22 protein-coding genes are annotated in these 20057 nt (G+C 71.9%); 10 read left to right on the top strand and 12 right to left on the bottom strand.

Annotated features, from left to right (window positions below):
- Positions 1 to 414: 414 nt before the first annotated feature.
- A complete protein-coding gene (locus ABT324_RS13685; RefSeq protein WP_351175979.1) occupies positions 415 to 1677 on the bottom strand; it encodes an aminotransferase family protein in 1263 nt (420 codons plus the stop codon).
- Between the two features lie 343 nt (positions 1678 to 2020).
- Here ABT324_RS13685 and ssuE point away from each other — a divergent pair, with 343 nt between their 5' ends.
- Positions 2021 to 2581: an NADPH-dependent FMN reductase gene (gene ssuE / locus ABT324_RS13680; protein WP_351175977.1), complete on the top strand. Its 561-nt coding sequence runs from the start codon at positions 2021 to 2023 to the stop codon at positions 2579 to 2581.
- Positions 2582 to 2638: 57 nt separating this feature from the next.
- Here ssuE and ABT324_RS13675 read toward each other — a convergent pair whose 3' ends face one another.
- Positions 2639 to 3532 (bottom strand): ABC transporter substrate-binding protein, encoded by an 894-nt coding sequence (locus tag ABT324_RS13675; protein ID WP_351175975.1) that lies wholly within the window; start codon positions 3530 to 3532, stop codon positions 2639 to 2641.
- A 447-nt stretch (positions 3533 to 3979) separates the two neighbouring features.
- Between ABT324_RS13675 and ABT324_RS13670 the strand changes: the two genes are divergently transcribed.
- From ABT324_RS13670 to ABT324_RS13655, 4 genes are all read left to right on the top strand, one after another.
- Positions 3980 to 4900, top strand: coding sequence for an amino acid ABC transporter permease (locus tag ABT324_RS13670; RefSeq protein ID WP_351175973.1), 921 nt, complete (start codon positions 3980 to 3982; stop codon positions 4898 to 4900).
- Positions 4900 to 5652 carry an amino acid ABC transporter ATP-binding protein gene (locus tag ABT324_RS13665; RefSeq protein ID WP_351175971.1) on the top strand — a complete coding sequence of 251 codons (753 nt, stop codon included), beginning with the start codon at positions 4900 to 4902 and terminating at the stop codon, positions 5650 to 5652. Before ABT324_RS13670 ends, ABT324_RS13665 begins: the two co-directional genes overlap by 1 nt.
- A 132-nt stretch (positions 5653 to 5784) precedes the next feature.
- On the top strand, positions 5785 to 6402 hold the full coding sequence (locus ABT324_RS13660) for a class I SAM-dependent DNA methyltransferase (RefSeq protein WP_351175969.1): 618 nt from the start codon (positions 5785 to 5787) through the stop codon (positions 6400 to 6402).
- 113 nt (positions 6403 to 6515) lie between these two features.
- Positions 6516 to 7106, top strand: a complete 591-nt coding sequence (locus ABT324_RS13655) for an HAD-IA family hydrolase (protein ID WP_351175967.1) — start codon at positions 6516 to 6518, stop codon at positions 7104 to 7106.
- A 1-nt stretch (position 7107) separates the two neighbouring features.
- Here ABT324_RS13655 and ABT324_RS13650 read toward each other — a convergent pair whose 3' ends face one another.
- From ABT324_RS13650 to ABT324_RS13630, 5 genes are all read right to left on the bottom strand, one after another.
- Entirely contained in the window at positions 7108 to 7695 is a 588-nt protein-coding gene (locus ABT324_RS13650) for a TetR/AcrR family transcriptional regulator (RefSeq protein WP_351175965.1), read from the bottom strand.
- Between the two features lie 58 nt (positions 7696 to 7753).
- Positions 7754 to 9124, bottom strand: a complete 1371-nt coding sequence (locus ABT324_RS13645; RefSeq protein ID WP_502949738.1) for an MFS transporter — start codon at positions 9122 to 9124, stop codon at positions 7754 to 7756.
- A gap of 299 nt (positions 9125 to 9423) precedes the next feature.
- Positions 9424 to 10083: a GntR family transcriptional regulator gene (locus ABT324_RS13640; protein ID WP_351175961.1), complete on the bottom strand. Its 660-nt coding sequence runs from the start codon at positions 10081 to 10083 to the stop codon at positions 9424 to 9426.
- Positions 10084 to 10153: 70 nt separating this feature from the next.
- Positions 10154 to 10903, bottom strand: coding sequence for an ABC transporter permease (locus ABT324_RS13635; RefSeq protein ID WP_351175959.1), 750 nt, complete (start codon positions 10901 to 10903; stop codon positions 10154 to 10156).
- Positions 10904 to 10929: 26 nt separating this feature from the next.
- Positions 10930 to 11883: an ABC transporter ATP-binding protein gene (locus ABT324_RS13630; RefSeq protein WP_351175957.1), complete on the bottom strand. Its 954-nt coding sequence runs from the start codon at positions 11881 to 11883 to the stop codon at positions 10930 to 10932.
- A 302-nt stretch (positions 11884 to 12185) separates the two neighbouring features.
- Between ABT324_RS13630 and ABT324_RS13625 the strand changes: the two genes are divergently transcribed.
- Complete coding sequence (locus tag ABT324_RS13625; RefSeq protein WP_351175955.1) at positions 12186 to 12839, top strand: hypothetical protein; 654 nt, start codon at positions 12186 to 12188, stop codon at positions 12837 to 12839.
- 134 nt (positions 12840 to 12973) lie between these two features.
- Here ABT324_RS13625 and ABT324_RS13620 read toward each other — a convergent pair whose 3' ends face one another.
- From ABT324_RS13620 to pdhA, 3 genes are read right to left on the bottom strand one after another with little or no spacing between them, the layout of a single operon-like run.
- Complete coding sequence (locus tag ABT324_RS13620) at positions 12974 to 14194, bottom strand: dihydrolipoamide acetyltransferase family protein (RefSeq protein ID WP_351175952.1); 1221 nt, start codon at positions 14192 to 14194, stop codon at positions 12974 to 12976.
- Positions 14191 to 15207, bottom strand: a complete 1017-nt coding sequence (locus ABT324_RS13615) for an alpha-ketoacid dehydrogenase subunit beta (RefSeq protein ID WP_351175950.1) — start codon at positions 15205 to 15207, stop codon at positions 14191 to 14193. The genes ABT324_RS13620 and ABT324_RS13615 overlap by 4 nt, the downstream gene beginning before the upstream one ends.
- Positions 15207 to 16274, bottom strand: coding sequence for a pyruvate dehydrogenase (acetyl-transferring) E1 component subunit alpha (gene pdhA / locus ABT324_RS13610; RefSeq protein ID WP_351175948.1), 1068 nt, complete (start codon positions 16272 to 16274; stop codon positions 15207 to 15209). Before pdhA ends, ABT324_RS13615 begins: the two co-directional genes overlap by 1 nt.
- A 91-nt stretch (positions 16275 to 16365) precedes the next feature.
- Here pdhA and ABT324_RS13605 point away from each other — a divergent pair, with 91 nt between their 5' ends.
- Complete coding sequence (locus ABT324_RS13605; RefSeq protein ID WP_351175946.1) at positions 16366 to 16866, top strand: Lrp/AsnC family transcriptional regulator; 501 nt, start codon at positions 16366 to 16368, stop codon at positions 16864 to 16866.
- A gap of 9 nt (positions 16867 to 16875) precedes the next feature.
- Here ABT324_RS13605 and ABT324_RS13600 read toward each other — a convergent pair whose 3' ends face one another.
- Positions 16876 to 17673 (bottom strand): exodeoxyribonuclease III, encoded by a 798-nt coding sequence (locus ABT324_RS13600; protein ID WP_351175944.1) that lies wholly within the window; start codon positions 17671 to 17673, stop codon positions 16876 to 16878.
- Between the two features lie 301 nt (positions 17674 to 17974).
- Positions 17975 to 18187 carry a DUF8847 domain-containing protein gene (locus tag ABT324_RS13595; protein ID WP_351175942.1) on the bottom strand — a complete coding sequence of 71 codons (213 nt, stop codon included), beginning with the start codon at positions 18185 to 18187 and terminating at the stop codon, positions 17975 to 17977.
- A 172-nt stretch (positions 18188 to 18359) separates the two neighbouring features.
- Between ABT324_RS13595 and ABT324_RS13590 the strand changes: the two genes are divergently transcribed.
- From ABT324_RS13590 to ABT324_RS13580, 3 genes are read left to right on the top strand one after another with little or no spacing between them, the layout of a single operon-like run.
- Positions 18360 to 18929, top strand: coding sequence for a DNA polymerase ligase N-terminal domain-containing protein (locus tag ABT324_RS13590; RefSeq protein WP_351175940.1), 570 nt, complete (start codon positions 18360 to 18362; stop codon positions 18927 to 18929).
- Positions 18926 to 19807, top strand: a complete 882-nt coding sequence (gene ligD / locus ABT324_RS13585) for a non-homologous end-joining DNA ligase (RefSeq protein ID WP_351175938.1) — start codon at positions 18926 to 18928, stop codon at positions 19805 to 19807. The genes ABT324_RS13590 and ligD overlap by 4 nt, the downstream gene beginning before the upstream one ends.
- A gap of 5 nt (positions 19808 to 19812) precedes the next feature.
- Positions 19813 to 20022, top strand: a complete 210-nt coding sequence (locus tag ABT324_RS13580) for a hypothetical protein (protein ID WP_351175936.1) — start codon at positions 19813 to 19815, stop codon at positions 20020 to 20022.
- Positions 20023 to 20057 lie beyond the last annotated feature (35 nt).

The raw sequence follows: 20057 nt of genomic DNA, 5'->3' as shown, positions 1-20057 counted from the left end.
GTGGTTTTCAGTCACTGCTCGCCGGGCCGGTTCCGGGGAATGTCGTTTTCTCCGAGGCGTGCACCACGCGCTCCCCGGCCCCCGGCCGGGTGCCGCGGTCCGGGCCTCACGTAACTCGGTGCATGGCGACATCCCTCGATGGTCTGCTGTGGACGGTTGTGCGACGAATCCGTTGCTGCGGCGCGCGTTTCGGTGCCGATCCCGGTTCGTCCGGGGCGGCTGGTCGGCGGCTGCGGCAACGGTCCTGAACAGCAACGTACGTGACGGAACCGGTTTGGTACAGACCGGAACGTATCGTTTCCACAACGGGAATATTCCAGCCGGATGAGCGGGCGTCGTCCGGCCGCTGAACAGGGCGGGGTCGAAAAACCCAGGTCGGGGTGAATGCGACGATTCGCAGTCACCCCGACGAGGTCATCCGATGGTGTCAAGCCCTTCCTTGAGCGCCTTGCCGAGTAGCTCGACCTCGGACTCGGCGATGGTCAGCGGCGGCGAGACCGCCAGCGCCCTGCCCAGCGGCCGCACGATGACGCCGAGGTCCCGGACCGCCTTCTGCGCGCGGCCGACGGCACCCGGATCGGCGGCCAGCACCTCCGGTGCCAGCTCGACCGCGCCCAGCAGCCCGACGCCGCCGCGCACCTCGCCCACCGCGGGGTGGTCGGCGAGCTCGAGCAGGGTCTCGTGCAGCGGGCGCTCCAGCTCGTCGGCCCGCCGCAGCAGCTTCTCCCGCTCCAGGATGTCGAGGTTGGCCAGCGCGGCGGCGGCGACCGTGGGGTGCCCGGAGTAGGTCGCGCCGTGCCGGAACACGCGACCGGGGTGCTCCCAGAACGGCTCGGCCACCCGCTCGGCGACCACCACGCCGCCCAGCGGCAGGTACCCACTGGTCACGCCCTTGGCGAAGGTGATCATGTCCGGGCGCAGGCCCCACCGCTCGACGCCGAACCAGCTACCGACCCGGCCGAACCCGCAGATCACCGAGTCCGCCACGAACAGGACCTCGTGCTCGGCGCAGAGCTTGGCCGCGGCCTCCAGGTAGCCCGGCTGCGGCGGGTGGAGGCCGCCCGCGCCCATCACCGGTTCGGCGAAGAACGCCGCGACCCGGTCCGGGCCGACCTGCTCGATGGCCTCGCGCAGGGCCTCGACGTCGTCGTGCGCCACCTGGGTGGTGGCCGGGACCAGGTCGCCGAAGCCGCTCCGGTTGACCTCGATGCCGCCGATGCTGGTGCCCATGCCGTTGGTGCCGTGGTAGGCGTTGCCGCGGCTGATGATGTGCGTGCGCTGCGGCTGGCCGCGCTGGGTCCAGTACTGGCGGGCCAGCTTGGCGGCGGTGTCGATCGCCTCGCCGCCGCCGGTGGTGAGGAAGACCTTCGCGCCGTCCACCGGCGCGAGCTCGGCCAGCCGGTCGGCCAGCGCCTCGGCCGGCGGGTTGGTGAAGTCGTTGAACACGAAGTAGGACTCCAGCGTGCGCATCTGCGCGGCGGCGGCCTCGACGATCTCGGTGCGCCCGTGGCCGACGTTGGCGTACCACAGGCTCGCGGTGCCGTCGAGGTAGCGGCGCCCGTCCTGGTCGTAGACCCAGACCCCCTCGGCCCGGCTGACGCAGAACTGGCTGGACCGGACCTCGAACATGTCCGCGAACGGGTGCCACAGCGCGGTGCTGCGCGGTGCTGTCGACATGCATTCCTCCTTCGGTGTGGCGCCCCCAGCTTCACCGCCGGGTCCGCCGGTGCGCCAGTGCCAAAACGCCGAAGTTCGGCCCGCGGATTGGCCAGATCGCCACCCCCGGGGTCACGCTCCGTGATCAGTCCACTGTGGTCGGTCCCGGCTGCTGGGAGGCGTTGACACGTGCTCGGTGCGCCGCTGACGATGGACCCGTGGTGTTCCCAGTGCTCACCAGGAGGAGGCACGTCGACTTCCGGCGGGTCTGCACCCAGGCGTGTCGGTCCGGTACCGCGCGCACCCGCCGAGCGGACAGCGCGGATCAGTCCGCAGTGGAGGAATTCGAACCCAGGGAGCACACGTGTCCAGCGTTCTCGTGATTTCCGGCAGCCCCTCGCGCACCTCGAAGACCGAGCTGATCGGCGAGCACATCGCCCAGCGGCTGACCGCGGCCGGTCACCGCGTCGACCACCTCCGCGTCCGGTCCCTCCCGGCGGACGCCCTGCTCGGCGCCGACACCCGGGTGCCGGCCATCGCCGAGGCCATCGCGGCGGTCGCGGCGGCCGACGGCATCGTGCTGGCCAGCCCGACCTACAAGGCGAGCTACTCCGGCCTGCTCAAGGCGTTCCTGGACCTGCTGCCGCAGTTCGGGTTCGCGGGCAAGGCGGTGCTGCCGCTGGCCACCGGCGGCACCATCGCCCACGTGCTGGCCATCGACTACGCGCTGCGGCCGGTGGTGCACTCGCTCGGTGCCCGGCACGCGGTCCAGGGCTTCTTCCTGCTGGACAAGCACGTCACGGTCGTCGACGACGAGGTCAGCGTGCACCCGGACAGCGGCGGCCCGCTGGCCGACGTCATCGAGCAGTTCGACAAGGCCCTCGACGGGGTCCCGCACCGCACGGTCCTGGGCCGCTCGGCCTAGCCCGGACGACGGCGCGGGGTGCCAGTCCCGCACTGGCACCCCGCGCCGTCGCGCTGCTCAGCGCTGCTCCGGTGGGCTGATCTCGGAGCGCTCGATGGCCGAGGGCTCGATGCCCCACTTCCGCAGGATGCGCTGGTAGGTGCCGTCCTCGATCAGCTTGTTCACCGCCGCCTGCAGCGCCGGGGCCAGCGGTGACCCCTTCGCCAGCGCGAAGCCGACGTCCAGGCGGCGGAAGTCGTTGAGGAAGCGGAGGTCCGGCTGCTGCGCGGTGGCGTGGCGCAGGCCGTTGATGGTGCTCATGAGCACGTCGACCCTGCCCTGCCGCAGCGCCGAGTAGGAGGCGCTCTGCTCGGAGAACACCTGGACCTGGTACGGCGGGAGCCCGGCCTCCGCGCAGCGGTGTTGCTGGGCGTTCAGGGTCGACTCGAAGGTGGTGCCCGCGCCGGTGCCGATGATCCGCCCGCACAGCTGCACGATGTCGGTGACCGGTGCGAGGTCGCTGTCCTGGCGGACCGCGAAGCCCTGCCCGTCGTCGATGTAGGTGACGAAGTCGATGGTCCTCCGGCGCTCCTCGGTGACGCCGAAGTTGCCGGTCCCGACCTGGAACCTGCCGCTGCCCAGCGCGGGCAGGATGGCCTCGAACGCGGCCTCCTGCCGCTCGACGCGCACGCCGAGCACGCGGGCCACCGCCTCGGCGATGTCGATGTCCAGCCCGACGGCGGTGCGGTTGTCCGGCAGGTAGAACGCCGCGGGCGGACCGCCGATCGAGCTGCCGAACCTCAGCACCCCGGACTCCCGCACCTCCGGCGGTAGCAGGGCGGCGATCGCCGCGTCCTCGGCGACCGGGGACACGACGTCGGTGGTGACGTCCAGGCCCGGTGCTGCTTCGGGTGCGGGCGCGCACCCGGCGAGCAGCGCGGCGGCGGCCAGTGCGGTGGCAGTTGTTCTCACGCGCGTGAGCATCCGGTGAAAACCCTTCAGGGGAAAGGCGAACGGGTGTGGGGTGGTGGTGGCACCCGTGCGGGGGAGGACCGGCTGAGCGACCGGTGGCGCGAGGTCGGCAGCGTCAGCCGCGACACGCGGCCGACCACACCAGGGCGAGGTCGATGTGGTTGCGCTTCACCAAACGCAGTTGCCTGGGCACGATCCGAAAATCGCCCGGTGCCAACCGGGTGTCAACGACGATCAACCTGTGGGACGGCCTTGACGGTCCGGGCGCGGCGGCTAGCGTTGTGCAGCGGTGGTGGCTGGTCCTCCTGCGGCTCTTCTTCCCAATCCCCAGCGCGACTCCGGCTGGTCGTGAGTGCGTAACAGTGTTCCAACCCCGTTTCGCACTCACGACTCCTGGTGGCCGGTCGGCGCTGGCGGTTCCCGATCGCAGCTCGACAGGAAGTCCTGATGACCAGATCCTCGCACCTCCAGGCGGTTCCGCAGGCCCGGACCGCCGACCGCGCCGAGCCGCCGAGAGCGGTACCGGCCCGGCACCCCGGCCGGTGGATCGCCGCCGTCGCGGTGCTGGTGGTCCTGGCCGCGGTGCTGCAGTCCATCGCGACCAACCCGAACTTCGAGTGGCCCGTGGTCGCCGCCTACTTCACGCTGCCCGCGGTGCTCAACGGCCTCTGGCTGACGCTGTGGTTGACCGCCGTGACCATGGTGCTCGGTTTCGCGCTGGGCACCGTGCTCGCGGTGATGCGGCTGTCCGGCAATCCCGTGCTCAGCGGCGTGAGTTGGCTCTACACCTGGCTCTTCCGCTCCATCCCGCTGCTGGTCCAGCTGCTGTTCTGGTTCAACATCGGCGCGCTGTACCCGACGCTGGGCCTGGGCCCCTGGTTCGAGGTCGACACCGTCAACCTGATCGGCGGCACCGCCACCGCGGTGATCGGCTTGGTACTGCACGAGGCCGCCTACGCCGGTGAGGTGGTGCGCGCCGGGATCCTGTCCGTCGACGCCGGGCAGACCGAGGCCGCGCAGTCCCTGGGCATGTCCCGGCTGCGGGTGCTGCGGCGCATCGTGCTCCCGCAGGCGATGCGCGCGGTCATCCCGCCAGCGGGGAACATGCTGATCGGCACGCTCAAGAGCACCTCCATCGTCAGCGTCATCGCGGTGCACGACCTGCTGTACTCGGTGCAGCTGGTCTACAACCGCAACTACCAGGTGATTCCGCTGCTGTTGGTGGCCACCACCTGGTACCTCGTGGTGACTTCGGTGCTCACCGCGGGCCAGTACTACGTGGAGCGCCACTACGCGCGGGGTGCCGAGCGAGAACTGCCACCAACTCCGGTCCAACGGCTGCGCGCCGCGTTGAGGGGGAGCCGCTGATGCTGGAGATCACTGGACTGCGCAAGAGCTTCGGGTCGGCGCAGGTGCTGCGCGGGGTGGACCTCTCGGTGCGGCGGGGCGGGGTGACCTGCGTGATCGGCCCGTCCGGTTCCGGCAAGAGCACCCTGCTGCGCTGCATCAACCACCTGGAGGAGGTCGACGCCGGGCGGATCGAGGTGGACGGGGAGCTGATCGGTTACCGGGAGTCCGGCGGGCGGCTGCACGAGCTCGGTGATCGGGCGATCGCCCGGCAGCGCGCCCAGATCGGCATGGTTTTCCAGGGCTTCAACCTGTTCGGCCACCTGACGGTGCTGCAGAACCTGGTCGAGGCGCCGATCGGCGTGCTGGGCCTGTCCAGGGCCGAGGCGGTGGAGCGGGCGCGGGAGAAGCTGCGCCGGGTGGGCCTGGCGGACCGCGAGGACGCCTACCCCCGGCAGCTCTCCGGCGGCCAGCAGCAGCGGATCGCCATCGCCCGCGCGCTGGCGATGGAACCGAAGCTGCTGCTGTTCGACGAGCCCACCAGCGCCCTGGACCCGGAGCTGGTGGGGGAGGTGCTGGCGGTGCTGCGCGACCTGGCCGGGGCCGGGCACACGATGGTCGTGGTCACCCACGAGATCGGCTTCGCCCGCGAAGCCGCCGACGACGTGGTGTTCCTCGACCACGGCGAGGTCGTGGAGTCGGGCCCGCCGAGCCGCCTGCTGGACCGCCCGCGCGAGGCCCGGACAAGGGAGTTCCTCCAGCACGTGTGGTGAATCCACTGAGGATGGTCGCGCGCCACCCCGGGTGCGGCGGGGGGTTCGCGGGCTGCTGGTGTGATCTCGGTCGTACTCCTGGGGGTCGCATCGTGCGAAGGTCGGGTGATCCGAGCGGGAGGAGTGTCGATCATGACTGGCCGCAGCCCGAAGTTGCAGCGCGCGTACGACCTCAGGAGCAAGGAGGAGGCGGAAGCGGTCTACGACGACTGGGCCGCCGAGTACGACGCGGACATGGTCGGCGGCATGGCCTACGTGGCACCGACCAACGCGGCGAACCGCCTGGTCGACCTGGCCGGGAACCCGGGGCCGGTGCTGGACGCCGGGTGCGGGACCGGGCTGGTCGGCGCGGCGCTGGCGGCCCGGTCGGTCGCGGTGGTCGACGGCGTCGACCTGTCCCAGGGCATGCTCGACCAGGCCAGGGCGCGCGGCGTCTACCGCCACCTGGCCAGGGCGGACCTGGCGCAGCGCCTGGACATCCCGGACGACGCCTACGCGGCGGCGATCTGCGTCGGTACGATCACCGACGGCCACGTCGGCCCGGAGGTCTTCGACGAGCTGGTCCGGGTGGTGCGGCCCGGTGGCCTGGTGGTGGCCACGGTGGCGCACGTCTGGGAGTCCCGGAAGGTCGGCGAGCACCTCGACGGCCTGGTCGCGGCGGGCCGCGTCCACCTGCGCGAAGCCGACGAGTGGGACTCGGTCAACGGCGAGGGCGTCCGCTGCCGGATCCCCGTCCTCGAAGTCCGCTGACCCCCGGTTCCGTTCCGCGATCCCAATGGAGGTCCCCGTGGGAATCGCGGACGGACGTCACCCCGGCGGGGAAGGTGTCAGGTCGGGACCGGCGGCGTGCGAGCATGATCGGCATGACGGCGTTCGACGCGGTGCTCTGCGATCTCGACGGGGTCCTGCGCCGGTGGGACCCGGCGATCATGCGGGACGCCGAGCGCGCGGGTGGCCTTCCGTCGGGGGCGTTGGCCGAGGTGGCGTTCGCCCCGGATCGCTTGGTGCCCGCGATCACCGGGGCGCAGACCGACGAGCAGTGGCGGGAGGCCATCGCCGCGGATCTCGCCGAGGTGTGCGGGGCGGACGCCGCGCGTGCGGTCGTCGCGCGGTGGTCGCAGCCGCCCGGTGAGGTCGTCGTGGAGGTGGCCGAACTGCTGGGTGGTGTGCGGGTTCCGGTCGTCCTGGTCTCCAACGCGACCTCCAGGCTCGAAACCGACCTGGCGGAGCTGGGGGTGCTCGACCTTTTCGACGCCGTGGTGAACAGCTCCAGGGTCGGCGTCGCCAAGCCCGATCCCCGCATCTACCGGATCGCGGCCGATCGCGCGGGGACCGAGCTCGACCGCTGCCTGTTCGTCGACGACACCGAGGCCAACGTCGAAGCCGCCCGCGCGCTGGGGATGACCGGTGTGCTCTACCGGGATCCCGCCGAGCTCCAGGCCGTCCTCGGGTAGGTCAGAGGGGGTCGTCGAGCCAGCGCTGGATGAGCGGGGCAGTGATCGCGATCAGGTTCTCCTTGGGTTCCGCGCTGATCGCCTTCGTGCGCAGCACCAATCGGGAAGCGCCCAAGCCCATCAGGTGGCTGCACACCAGTTCCGCGCGCAGGCGCGCGTCGGGCCCGGTGAGCCGTTCGGCCAGCCGAGAGACCAGCTGGTGCTCGAAGTTCGCGCGGAACTGGGCGCCCGCCGGGCGCGATGAGGTGAACACCGCGCGCACCAGCGGGTCGCCCTGGGTGCGGTCGTGGTAGTCCAGCAGGGTGCGGACCAGGTGCTCGCCGAGCTGTGGGAGCTCGCAGTCCAGCAGCCGCTCGGCGTCCTGCTCGAAGCCGGAGGCCGCGGCGAACAGCTTCTCCTTGCTGCCGAAGTACTTCACCACCAGCGCGGCGCTGACCTCGGCGTCGGCCGCGATGTCGCGCAGCGTCACGTCGGCGTAGCCGCAGGACGAGAAGCGGCGCCGGGCCATCTTCAGGATGGCCTCGCGGGTCGCGCAGGCATCGCGCCGCTGGTCCTCGCCGGCTGCCGTGGCGGGTGCCGTGCTGGGCATGCCGTTCAGGCTAGCGCGGCTGGCCACCCGTGGTCGCCACCTGCGCGGTGGGAGCTCCTCACACCCGCGCGGGCACCGGCGCGCTCCGGCGCGCGGCGGGGGTGGTGGCGGCGATCAGCGCGGCCAGCAGCGCCGCCGAACCGGCGACCGCGAAGACCCAGGAGTAGGCCGTCACCGACGGGTACTCGACCCCGGCGACCTGCACCACCGAACCCGTGGTCAGCGCGACCACGATGGCGCTGCAGCTGGACGTGCCGATCGAGCGGGCGAGGGTGTTCAGGCTGTTCGCGGCGGCGGTCTCGGCCGGGGGCACGGCCCGCATGATCAGCGTCGGAAGCGCCCCGTAGGCCAGCGCGCCGCCGATCGCCACGACGGTCAGGTTGAACACCACCAGCGGCAGCGGGTCGTGCAGGAACGACCCGGCGAGGTTGCCCGCGGTCAGGACCAAGCCGCCGAGGATCAGCGTGGTGCGGGGGCCGTGCCGCCGGGAGATGCGCGCCGACAGCGGGGAGAACACGCCCATGGCGCCACCGATCGGCAGCAGCACCAGCCCGGTGAGCACCAGCGGCATCCCGAACCCGTAGCCGGTGCCGACCGGGGCCTGCATGATCTGCGCGCCGACCATGAACCCGGCGAACATGGCCAGCCCGACCAGCACCGAGGCGATGTTGGTCAGCAGCACCGCGGGCCTGGCCGAGACCCGCAGGTCGACCAGCGGCGAGGGGGTGCGCAGCTCGTAGCCGCCCCACACCGCGAACAGCGCGGCGGCCGCCACCAGCAGGCCGAGCACCACCGGGCTGGTCCAGCCCCAGTCGTTGCCCTTGGAGATGGCCAGCAGCAGGCAGGTCAGCGCCGCCGACAGCCCGAGCGCACCGACCAGGTCGAACCGCCCGCCGCTGCGCAGCGGCGACTCCGGCACCACCAGCCGCACCAGGGTGAACTCGACGACGCTGAACAGCGCCGCACCGGCGAACAGCCAGTGCCAGTCGAGGTGCTCGGCGACCAGCCCGGTCACCGGCAGCCCGACCGCGCCGCCGATGCCCAGCGTCGCGCTCATCAGCGCCACCCCGGAGGTGATCCGCTCCTCCGGCAGCTCGTCGCGCATGATGCTGATGCCCAGCGGGACCACGCCGATGGCCGCGCCCTGCAGCACCCGGCCGACCAGCACCGCCCCGAAGTCGTCGCTGACCGCGCCGATGGCGCTGCCCACCGCCATCGCCGCCAGCGAGACCAGCAGCATCCGCCGCTTGCCGTACATGTCGCCGAGGCGGCCGAGCACCGGAGCGCACACCGCGCCCGCCACCAGGGTCGCGGTGATCAGCCAGGCCGCGTTGGCCGGGGTGGTGTCCAGCAGCCGGGGGAACTCCGGCAGCAGCGGCACGACCAGGGTCTGCATCAGCGATACCGCGATCCCGCAGGAGGCGAGCACGCCGATGACGACCCCGCCGCCCCGGGAGCCGCGGTCGCGCTCGGAGGTGGTCTCCCGTTCTGAGGGCTGGGTCGCGGCACGTTCCCCCGAGGTGCGGTCGAGCGGGTCTGGCGTTGGCACAGGGTTGCCCCTCGCTGTGTGAGGTGAACTTGCGTTCACCCAGCGAGTAAACCTGTGTTCACCCCAGCTGGCAAGGGCCCCGGGGTGTGATCTCGCCTAGCGCGGGGTGTTTCGTCCACTTGTCTGTCCAATGTGTACTGACGAGTGGTGTGTGCTCGGTCGGGGAGACCGGTCCGGGCTCAGGTGAGCATGCGCTCCAGGACCATCCGGCGGCTGGAGAGCACGTGCTGCTTGGCCACCTCCGCCGCCCGGTCCGCATCCCCGGCGGTGATGGCGGCCTGGATCGCGGCGTGCTCGCGGCAGACCCGCTCGGGTTCGAGGTTCATCCGGAACAGCCAGGCCAGCCTGCCGTGCAGCGGCTCCAGCATCGAGGCCAGCAGCTCGTTGCCGGACAACTCCACGAGCTTGCCGTGGAACGCCTCGTTGGCGCTGGACATCTCCTCGACCGCACCGGCCGCGTGGGCCTTGGCCGACTGCTCGACCAGCTCGGCCAGCACCGCGACGTCACCGGGCTCGGCGCGCTCGGCCGCCAGGCGCGCGGCGTGGACCTCCAGCGCCTCGCGCACCTCGAACAGCTCCTTGGCCTGCTGGCGGTCGAGCCCGCGGACGAACACCCCGCGGCGACCGGGCGGCACGTCGACGAAGCCCTCGCTCTGCAGCATCCGGATCGCCTCCCGCACCGGCACGCGGGAGATCCCCAGCTCGACCGCGAGATCCTGCTCGAAGATCCGGTCCCCGGGCAGCAACCGGCCGTCGGCGATGCGCGCCTGCAGCTCCTGGCGCACCCGCTCGCGCAGGGGAACGCGGGGCTCCGCGGCTTGCTCTCCGGTGACCGACACGGTTCCTCCTCGTCGCTGGCTGCCGCACCACCCTAGGCCAGCGGCCGGGCGGTGCGGCAGCGTTCGCGCCTCAGACGCCGCGCTTCATTGCCCGCGTGCCCAGCAGCAGGCCGACCGCGGCGATCGCCACCGTGGCCAGGCCGCCGGCCAGCACCGACGGCTCCAGCAGCTGGCCGGAGAACAGCGCCCGCTCGGCGTCGGCGATGTGCGAGACCGGGTTGATCCGCGCCGCCACCTGCAGCCAGGCCGGGCCGGAGTCCATCGGCAGCAGCACCCCGGACAGCAGCATCAGCGGGAACAGGACCAGCTGGGTGACCGCGTAGAACAGCTCGCCGCCGGGGTGCGCGGCGATGGCCAGCACGTAGGACAGCGAGCCCAGCCCGACGCCGAACACCAACAGCAGCGCCAGCCCGGCCAGCACGCCGACCGGGTGCAGCTGGAAGCCCAGCGGCACCGACAGCCCGATGAGCAGCACGGCCTGCACCAGCAGCAGGGCGAACTCCTTGAGGGTGCGGCCGATGAGCATCGCCGAGCGGTCCAGCGGGGTGACCAGCACCCGCTCCAGCGATCCCGTGCCGAGCTCGACCAGCAGGTTGTACCCGGCCATCATCGGTCCGAACAGGCACATCATCACCAGGATGCCGGGCACGAACCACTGCCACGGCGAGGTGGTGAAGCCGGTGGTGCCGCTCAGCAGCGGGCCGAACAGGAACAGGAACAGCAGCGGTTGCGCCATGCTGAACAGGATCGTCGTGGGTTGCCGCAGGGTCGGGGTGATCTCCCGCTGGAAGACGGTCGCGGTGTCGCGGAAGAAGTGCATCGGTGGGGCCTCTCCAGGTGGGGTGGTCAGGACTCGGTCTCGCGCAGGCTCCGGCCGGTCAGCGCCAGGAACACGTCGTCCAAGGTGGGGCGCGCGGTTTCCGCCGCGACCGCCTTGACGCCGTGGTCCTCCAGCGCGCGCAGGAACTCCGGCAGCGCCGTGTCGGCGCGTGGCACGCGGACGCGGATGGTGTGGTCCTCGATGTCCACCGCGTCGGTTCCGGCCAGGCGCGCGGCTGTCCCGGCCGCCGTTGCCGCGTCCGGCGGGGCGACGGTGATCGTGATGCGGTCCCCGGCGAGGTCGGCCTTGAGCTGGCTGGGGGTGCCGTCGGCGATGACCCGGCCGTGGTCGACGACCACCACCCGTTCGGCCATGGCGTCGGCCTCGTCGAGGTAGTGGGTGGTGAACAGCAGCGTGGCGCGGTGCTCGGCGCGCAACCGCAGCACGTGCTCCCAGATGTTGGCCCGGCTGTGCGGGTCCAGCCCGGTGGACGGCTCGTCCAGGAACAGCAGCTCGGGCCGGTTGACCAGGCCCATGGCGATGTCCAGGCGGCGGCGCTGGCCGCCGGAGAGGGTGCCGGGCTTGCGGTCGGCCAGCGCGGTCAGGTCGAGCAGCTCCAGCACCTCGTCGGCCCGGCGGCGGGCGTCGCGGTGGGGCAGCCCGTAGCTGCGGCCCTGGGTGATCAGCTCGTCGCGGGCGCGGTAGTTCTCCCCGGCGCTGTTCTTCTGGCCCACGTACCCGATGCGGGCGCGGACGGCCGCGGGGTCAGTGCGGATGTCGTGCCCGGCCACGGTCGCGGTGCCGGAGGTGGGCGGCAGCAGCGTGGTGAGCATCCGCAGGCTGGTCGACTTCCCGGCTCCGTTCGGGCCGAGCAGGGCGACCAGCTGGCCGGGCTCGACGTCGAGGTCCAGGCCGCGGACGGCGTCGACGGGTTTGCGCTTGACGGTGAACCTGCGGGTCAAGCCGCGGGCGCGGATCATCGCCATCTCCTTGTCGGTAGAGCACCCGCCGGATGCGGGCATGACGAAGAAACCCCAGTTCAGGGGTGGTTTCGGGATGACCCGATCCTGCCCCGGGCGCGGGCCGCCGGTCAAACGTGAACAGTACTTTCATGTTCACTCTGACCTGCGGAAACGACAGCCTCGGGGATCGCCTTCGGGGTAGGTGGAACGGGCGATTGCACAGTTCAGTGGCGATCGGGCCGAATTCGACGCGAATTTTGTTGTGAACCTGAGGTTTACACGTGGTACTGTAAACCTCAGGTTCACAAGGAGGGTGGCAGATGGACGAGATCGGACAGTTGGTGCGGCAGGTGGCCGAGGCGTCGCCGGTCGAGGTGGCCGACCCGGGGCCCAAGGGCAGCGATGTCGGCGACGAGCAGGAGCGGCGGTCGCAGGCGCTGAGCAGGTTCCGGGCCGCGCTGGAGGCGGAGGAGCAGGTGGCGGAGGCCGCGCAGCGGCAGACCGCGCAGGCCGCGGAGGAATCGGTGTGGCTGGGAGCCAGCCTGGCCGACCTGAGCGCGGTCACCGGCCGCACCCGCCAGGCGGCGCGCAAGCGCTGGCCGGAGCTGGGCGACGTCTACCGGCGCCGCAAGTGGCTGGGCAACCACGTGGACGACATCACCTACATGGCCGGGCTCCTCGCCGCCCGCGCCGACGACCTGGTGCCCAGCTGGGGTCACGGCACGTTCATGCGGTTGATCCGCGAGCTGCGCGAGGGGATCCAGCGCTGTGAAGCGGACTTCGCCGCCGACGCCCGGGGCGGTGAGCACCCGGCGGCCCGCTGGCGGGCGCTGGACGACCTGGTCAACGTGACCCTGCGCGGGGCCATCGAAGCGGCGGGCGAACCGCAGACGCCGGAAGCGGGCTTCGCCCTCCACGGGGCCAAGGGCGTGCTCGGCTACTACGACCACGCGACCGCGTCCGAGGAGTCCTGAGCCCGACCAGGAGGCGCGTGCTCCCAGGAGGACGAGCAAGTGCGCGACCTCCCCGCTCGCGAACGCGGTGATCGCGAGCGGGGAGGTCGCGTCGAGTGGGAGCACGCACCCCGGAACCCGGGGCGCGCGGCGGGTCAGAGGTCGGCGAGGGTGGTGATCGGGTCCTCGACGCAGTCGGCGACATAGCGGAGGAAGCCGCCCGCGGTGCCGCCGTCGCAGACCCGGTGGTCGAAGGTCAGCGACAGCTGGGTGACCTTGCGCAGGGCCAGTTCTCCCTGGTGGGCCCAGGGCTTGTCGATGATGCGGCCGACGCCGAGGATCGCCGCCTCCGGGTGGTTGATGATCGGCGTCGAACCGTCCACGCCGAACACGCCGTAGTTGTTGAGGGTGAAGGTGCCTCCGGTGAGGTGCTTGGGGTCGAGCTCGCCCGCGCGGGCGAGCTCGGTGCGGTGGGAGATCGCTTCGGCCAGCTGCGCGGTGGTCATCGTGTGCGCGTCGTGGACCACCGGCACCACCAGCCCGCGCGGGGTCTGGGCGGCGAAGCCGAGGCCGATGTGGGAGTGCTGGACGATCTCGTTGCGGTCGGTGTCCACCGACGCGTTGAGCTCCGGGAAGCGGCGCAGCCCGGCCACGCAGAACCGCGCGAGCAGCGCCAGCAGGCCGATGCCCCGCGCCTTGAGCACGTCGCGGGCTTCCAGCAGGCGGGTCGCGTCGACGTCCACCCACGTGCTGGCGTCCGGGATCTCGCGGCGGCTGCGGGTGAGCTTGTCGGCCACCGCGCCGCGCAGGCCGCGCAGCGGGGTGCGGACCTCGTGCGAGGGTTCGGGCTGGCGGGCGGATTCCACGTCGCGGCGCAGGATCACCCCGCCCGGCCCTGATCCGTCCACTGCGGACAGGTCGATCCCGTGTTGCTTCGCGAGTCGGCGCACGATCGGCGAGAGCACGCGTGGAGCCCCGGAACCGTTGGTCCGCGGCACGGCGTGCACCGGCCGGACCCGGCCGCGGCGTCGACGCGTGGCGGTCCCGGTCCCGTAGCCGACGAGCACGTTGCCCGATCCCGCCCGCTCCTCGGTCCGGTGCTGCTCGTGCGGCGAATCCTCACCGGTGATCGTGGTGAGCGGGGCGCCCACGGCGATCACGTCACCGGGCTCGCCGTGCAGCGCCTCGACGGTCCCGGCGTGCGGGCAGGGCACGTCCACGACCGCCTTGGCGGTCTCCACCTCGACCACCACCTGGTCGGCCTCGACGCGGTCGCCGACCGCCACGTGCCAGCGGACGATCTCCGCCTCGGTCAGCCCCTCGCCCAGGTCCGGCAGGGTGAAGGCGGTGCCGCGGTTCGATGCGGTGCTGGTCACGCCGCTCCCTCCTGGCCGATCCACTTCGTGTCGGGCTGGTCGTCCCACTGCAACCGCGCGAGGATGTCGAGCACCCGGTCGACGTTGGGCAGGTGGGTGTGCTCCAACTTCGGCGGCGGGTACGGGATGTCGAACCCGGAGACCCGCAGCACCGGCGCGGCCAGCGAGTGGAAGCAGCGCTCCTGCACCCGCGCCGCGATCTCCGCGCCCACGCCCGCGAAACCCTGCGCTTCCTGTACGACCACGCACCGCCCGGTCTCCCGCACGGCGGCGGCCACCGCCTCGTCGTCGAAGGGAACCAGGCTGCGCACGTCGAGCACCTGGACGTCCCAGCCCTCCTCGGCGGCGGCCGCCGCGGACTCCAGCGCCAGCGGGACGCCGGGGCCGTAGGCGATCAGCGTGGCGTCACGGCCCGGGCGGCGCTCCACCGCGCGGCCGATCGGTTCGGTGCGCACCGGCAGCTCGATGTCCTCTTTGGACCAGTAGAGCTTCTTGGGCTCCAGGAACACCACCGGGTCCGGGTCCGCGATCGCCTCGCGCAGCAGCGAGTACGCGTCCGAGGGGGTGGCGGGGGAGACCACCTTCAGGCCGGGGGTGTGCGCGTAGTAGGCCTCGCTGGAGTCGCAGTGGTGCTCGACGCCGCCGATACCGCCCGCGAACGGCACCCGGATCACGATCGGCAGCGACACCGCCCCGCGGGTGCGGTTGCGCATCTTGGCCACGTGCGAGACGACCTGCTCGAAGGCGGGGAAGGCGAAGGCGTCGAACTGCATCTCCACCACCGGGCGGAACCCGGCCATGGCCATCCCGACGGCGAACCCGGCGATGCCGGACTCGGCCAGCGGGGTGTCGAAGCAGCGGTCCTCGCCGAAGGTGTCCTGCAGCCCGTCGGTGATCCGGAAGACCCCGCCGAGCTTGCCGACGTCCTCGCCGAACACCAGGACGCCGTCGTCCTCGGCGATGGCGTCGCGCAGCGCCGCGTTGAGCGCCTGCGCCATGCTGGTCGGTGCCATCACAACGCCTCCTGTTCGGCCTGGAGCTGGGCGAGCTGCTCGCGCAGCTGCGGGGTCGGTTCGGCGTAGACGTGGCGGAACAGCTCCGCCGGGTCCGCGGTCGGCTCGGCCTGCATGCGGCTGCGGACCTGCGCGGCGAACTCCTCGGCCTCCGCCGCGATCCGCTCGACGGCGGCGTCGTCGAGGTGCCCGGCCGCGCGCAGGTGGCGCTCCAGCCGGTCGACCGGGTCCCGCTGCCGCCACTGCTCGACCTCGTCGGCGGGGCGGTAGCGCCCGGCGTCGTCGGCGTTGGTGTGCGCCTCCATCCGGTAGGTGTGCGCCTCGACCAGGAACGGCCCGGCGCCGGAGCGGGCGTGTGCCACGGCGGTGTCCAGCACCGACAGCACGGCCGCCGCGTCGTTGCCGTCCACCTGCTCGCTGCGCACGCCGTAGCCGATGCCCTTGTGCGCCAGCGACGGCGCCACCGACTGCTTGGCCAGCGGCACGCTGATCGCGTAGCCGTTGTTCTGCACCAAAAAGACCACCGGGGCGCGGAAGACTGCGGCGAAGTTCAGCGCCTCGTGGAAGTCGCCCTCGCTGGTGGCGCCGTCCCCGATCAGCGCCAGCGCGACCACGCCGCTGCCCTTGCGGGCCTCGCCGTGCGCCAGGCCGACCGCGTGCAGGGTCTGGGTGGCCAGCGGGGTGCACTGCGGGGCGGTGCGGGTGCTGGGCACGTCGTAGCCGCAGTGCCAGTCACCGCGCAGCAGCGTCAGCACCTCCACCGGGTCGATGCCGCGGGTCACCAACGCCACCGAGTCCCGGTAGGTCGGGAACAGCCAGTCCTGCGCTCCGATGCTCAGCGCCGCGCCCACCTGGCAGGCCTCCTGGCCGCGCGAGGACGGGTACACCGCCAGCCGCCCCTGCTTGGTGAGGGTGGTGGCCTGCGCGTCGAACCGGCGGCCCACGACCATCGCCCGGTACGCGGTCAGCAGCCGGGCCGGTTCCGGTTCCGGGTAGTTCGCACCAGGCTGCTCCAGCAGCCCCACCGGACTGCTCGACGGAAGCTGCTCCACGGTCGGCACCTCCATTTGGACGACTGGCTTGAGATCGTCAGCCAGGGGTGCCATGTGATACAAGTCATCGGCGGGCAATCGGGACGAACGGCTTCGGGAGAGTGCGATGAACGACCAGACGTCCGGTCAGCACGGTCCACGGCGCGGGCGGGCTGGACGAACGGCCCCTGCGCTGGACGACATCGACGCGCGCATCGTCGACGAGCTGGTCCGCGACGGCCGGATGTCCATCCGCACGTTGGCCGAACGGGTCAACATCTCCCGGAGCAACGCGCACAGCCGGGTGGACCGGTTGCTCGACAGCGGGGTGATCACCGGGTTCCACGCCCGCGTCGAGCCGACCAGGGCCGGGCTCGGCACCGCGGCGCTGATCGGGTTGTCCATCGAGCAGGACAGCTGGCGCGAGGTGACCCGCCGCCTGGCCGAGGTCGACTCCGTCGAGCACGTGGCGCTGGTGGCGGGGGAGTTCGACATCGTGGTGCGGGTGCGCGCCGAGGACAACATGTCCCTGCGCAACCTGGTCTTCGACCACATCCAGTCGTTACCGGGCGTGCGCACCTGCCACACCTGGCTCATCTTCCACGAATTCGAGCCCGAGCACCGCTGACCGCGCTGGTCAGGGCAGGTCGACGTCGACGACGACCGGGGCGTGGTCGGAGGTCCCCTTGCCCTTGCGCGCGTTGCGGTCGACGTAGGCGTCGGTGACCGCGCCGCTGAACCGGTCGTCGCCGAAGACCAGGTCGATGCGCATGCCCTGGTTGTTGGGGAAGCGCAGCGCGCGGTAGTCCCAGTAGGTGTAGGCCACGTCGTACTTCAGCGGGCGCGGGTGGACCTCGGTCAGGCCGACCTCGGTGAGCGCGGTCAGCGCCTTGCGCTCCTCCTCGGTGACGTGCGTGCAACCCGCGAACTCGGCGATGTCCCACACGTCGGCGTCGGTGGGCGCGATGTTGAAGTCGCCGAGCACGGCGAACGGGAGCTCCGCCCGCTCCTCGGCGGCGGTGGTGCGCAGCGCGTCGAGCCAGCGCAGCTTGTAGGCGTAGTGCGGGTGGTCGACCGCGCGGCCGTTGGGCACGTACACCGACCACACGCGGACGCCGCCGCAGGTGGCGCCGATCGCGCGCGGCTCCTGCGCCTCGAACATCGCGCCTTCAGCCAGGAAACCGGGCTCGTCGAGCAGACCGCGCCGCACGTCGGCGAGGCCGACCCTGGACAGCACCGCGACCCCGTTCCAGCGGCCGGTGCCGTGCGCGGCGACCTCGTAGCCCAGCTCGCCGACCTCGTCGTGGGGGAAGGCGTCCTCGGCGCACTTGAGCTCCTGGAGGCACAGCACGTCCGGTTCGGCGGTGCCCAGCCAGTCGAGCAGCTTCGGCAACCGGGCCCCGACGGAGTTGACGTTCCAACTAGCGATCCGCACGTCAGAACCCTCCCACACGCCCCCGACACCCCACTCCGGCACCCGAGGAATTCGATTTCAATGGAGGAAATCAGAGGGCCATGCCACAGATCAGACGACCTCCACGCACTCCGGTGCGTCCGGAACCGACGCGCTGAGGGATCGCAGTTTCAATTGAAACTGCGGAAACCACGGGGCCCGGATGTGGTCGGTGGGGAGCCACTCGGGTGGGAGGGGTCGCGTTGTGCGCGTGGTCGCGGTCGACGATGCCCCTGGCCTAGGAGCGCTGCGGCCCCTCCGGCCTCGCCGGTGACCGCGGCGGTCACGGGATGGCCAGTTCTCCCGCGTACTGGTAGCGCCACACGCCGTCGGCGCGGCGGTCGTGCCGGTCGTAGCGCGCGCACGGGGACTCGCCATCGCGCGGGGACGGGAAGGTGAACTGACCGAGGGGTAAGTCCGCCTCCGGCGCGGGGATGATGAACGACCGGCCGTCCTCCGGGCCGCCGATCAGTTCGGCGTGCACGTGCTGCTGCATGGATGATCTCCCTGGCTGCGACATCGCCCTTCTCGCCCCATAGGAACAAATGCGCCGCCAGTTGGTTCCAGGTTTCACCCGATCGTCTCAACTTGATGTGTCAGCAGGCGGTTTTCGAATGCGGCTTGATCGCTCCCGGTTAGCCGACGACCACTCCGGGTAGGCCCGGGGCATGGCTGAGAACGAGCTCTCGACCTACCGGCGCAAGCGCGACCTGGAGCGCTCCGGGGAACCCCGCGGCGGTGCCCCCGGGGACCGGCCGAGGTTCGTGGTGCAGCGGCACGACGCCTCCAGCCTGCACCACGACTTCCGGCTCGAAGTCGACGGCGTGCTCAAGTCGTGGGCGGTGCCGAAGGGGCCGTCGCTGGACCCGCGGGAGAAGCGGCTGGCCACCCCGACCGAGGACCACCCGCTGGACTACGCCGACTTCGAAGGCGAGATCCCGGAGGGCTACGGCGCGGGCACGGTGGTGGTCTGGGACACCGGCACCTACCGCAACGACACCGAGCGCGACGGCGAACCGGTCACGATGTCCGACGGGCTCGCGGCCGGGCACGTGAAGGTGCGGCTGCACGGCGAGAAGCTGCGCGGCGACTTCGCTCTGACCCGGACCAAGATCCGCGGGCGCGAGCAGTGGCTGCTGGTCAAGGTCGACGACGAGGGGGCCGACCGGCGGCGCAACCCGGTGAGCACGCAACCGGAATCGGTGCTCTCCGGCCGGACCAACGACGAGCTGCGGTGATCGGCGTGGGCGCGCAGCTGGAGGTCCGGGGGCACCGCTTCGAGGTGTCCAACCCGGACAAGGTGCTCTACCCGGACGACGGGTACCGCAAGCAGGACGTGCTCGACTACTACCGCGCGGTCGCCGAGGTGATGGTCCCGCACACCCGGGGCAGACCGCTGACGCTGCGGCGCTTCCCGGACGGCATCGGGGCGGGCGGCTTCTTCCAGAAGGAGGCGTCGGACCACTTCCCGGACTGGGTCCGGGTGGAGTCGGTACCGCAGCGCGGGGAGCGCGGGGTGGTGCACCACGCGGTCGTCGACGACGCCGCGACGCTGCTCTACCTGGCCGGTCAGGCCTGCCTGGAGTTCCACCTCGGACTGTCCACGGTGGACGACCTGGAACGGCCGGTGCTGGTGGTGCTCGACCTGGACCCGCCGGACGGCACCGGGTTGGCCGAGCTGCGCGAGGTGACCCGCCGGATGTGCGAGCAGTTCCGCGACGCCGGGTGGGACCCGCACGTGCAGGCCACCGGCGGCCGGGGCTTCCACGTCGCCGCCCCGCTGCCCGGGGACCGCGGGTTCGACGAGGTCCGGGCCGACCTGCGCGAGCTCGTCGACCGGGCGGCGCGCGACGACCCGGAGCGGCTGACGGTCGAGCAGCGCAAGGACAAGCGCGGCGACCGGATCTTCCTGGACACCAACCGCAACGCCTACGGCCAGACCATGATCGCGCCGTACTCGCTGCGGGCCCGCCCGGGCGCCCCGGCCGCGACGCCGCTGGACCTCGGCGAGCTCGGCCGCGCGCGCCCGCAGTCCTACGGCCTGGCGAACATGGCCCGCCGGTTGGCGCAGAAGAGCGACCCGTGGGCCGACCTGACCACCGCGGAACGGAGGTGAGCGCGTTGTCCGAACAACCGGAGGAACCCGAGACCCTGCAGGGCATGGAGCGCCTGGACGAGGAGGAGCTCGGGGGCGAACCGATCGAGCGCGGGGTGCAACCGCCGGACAGCTGGACGGTGGAGACAGAGCGGCGCCCGACACCGCGCGACGAGCGCGAAGGCGAGTCCCTCGACGAGCGGCTGGCCGAGGAGCGCCCCGACGAGAACCCGTGAGTGCCGCTCCCGCGACGCGGGTACACCCGGTGGAC

This window comes from Saccharopolyspora sp. NPDC000359 (assembly GCF_040300525.1).
In the GTDB taxonomy this organism is placed as follows: Bacteria; Actinomycetota; Actinomycetes; order Mycobacteriales; family Pseudonocardiaceae; genus Saccharopolyspora.
This window is presented reverse-complemented; position numbering and strand designations above follow the sequence as displayed.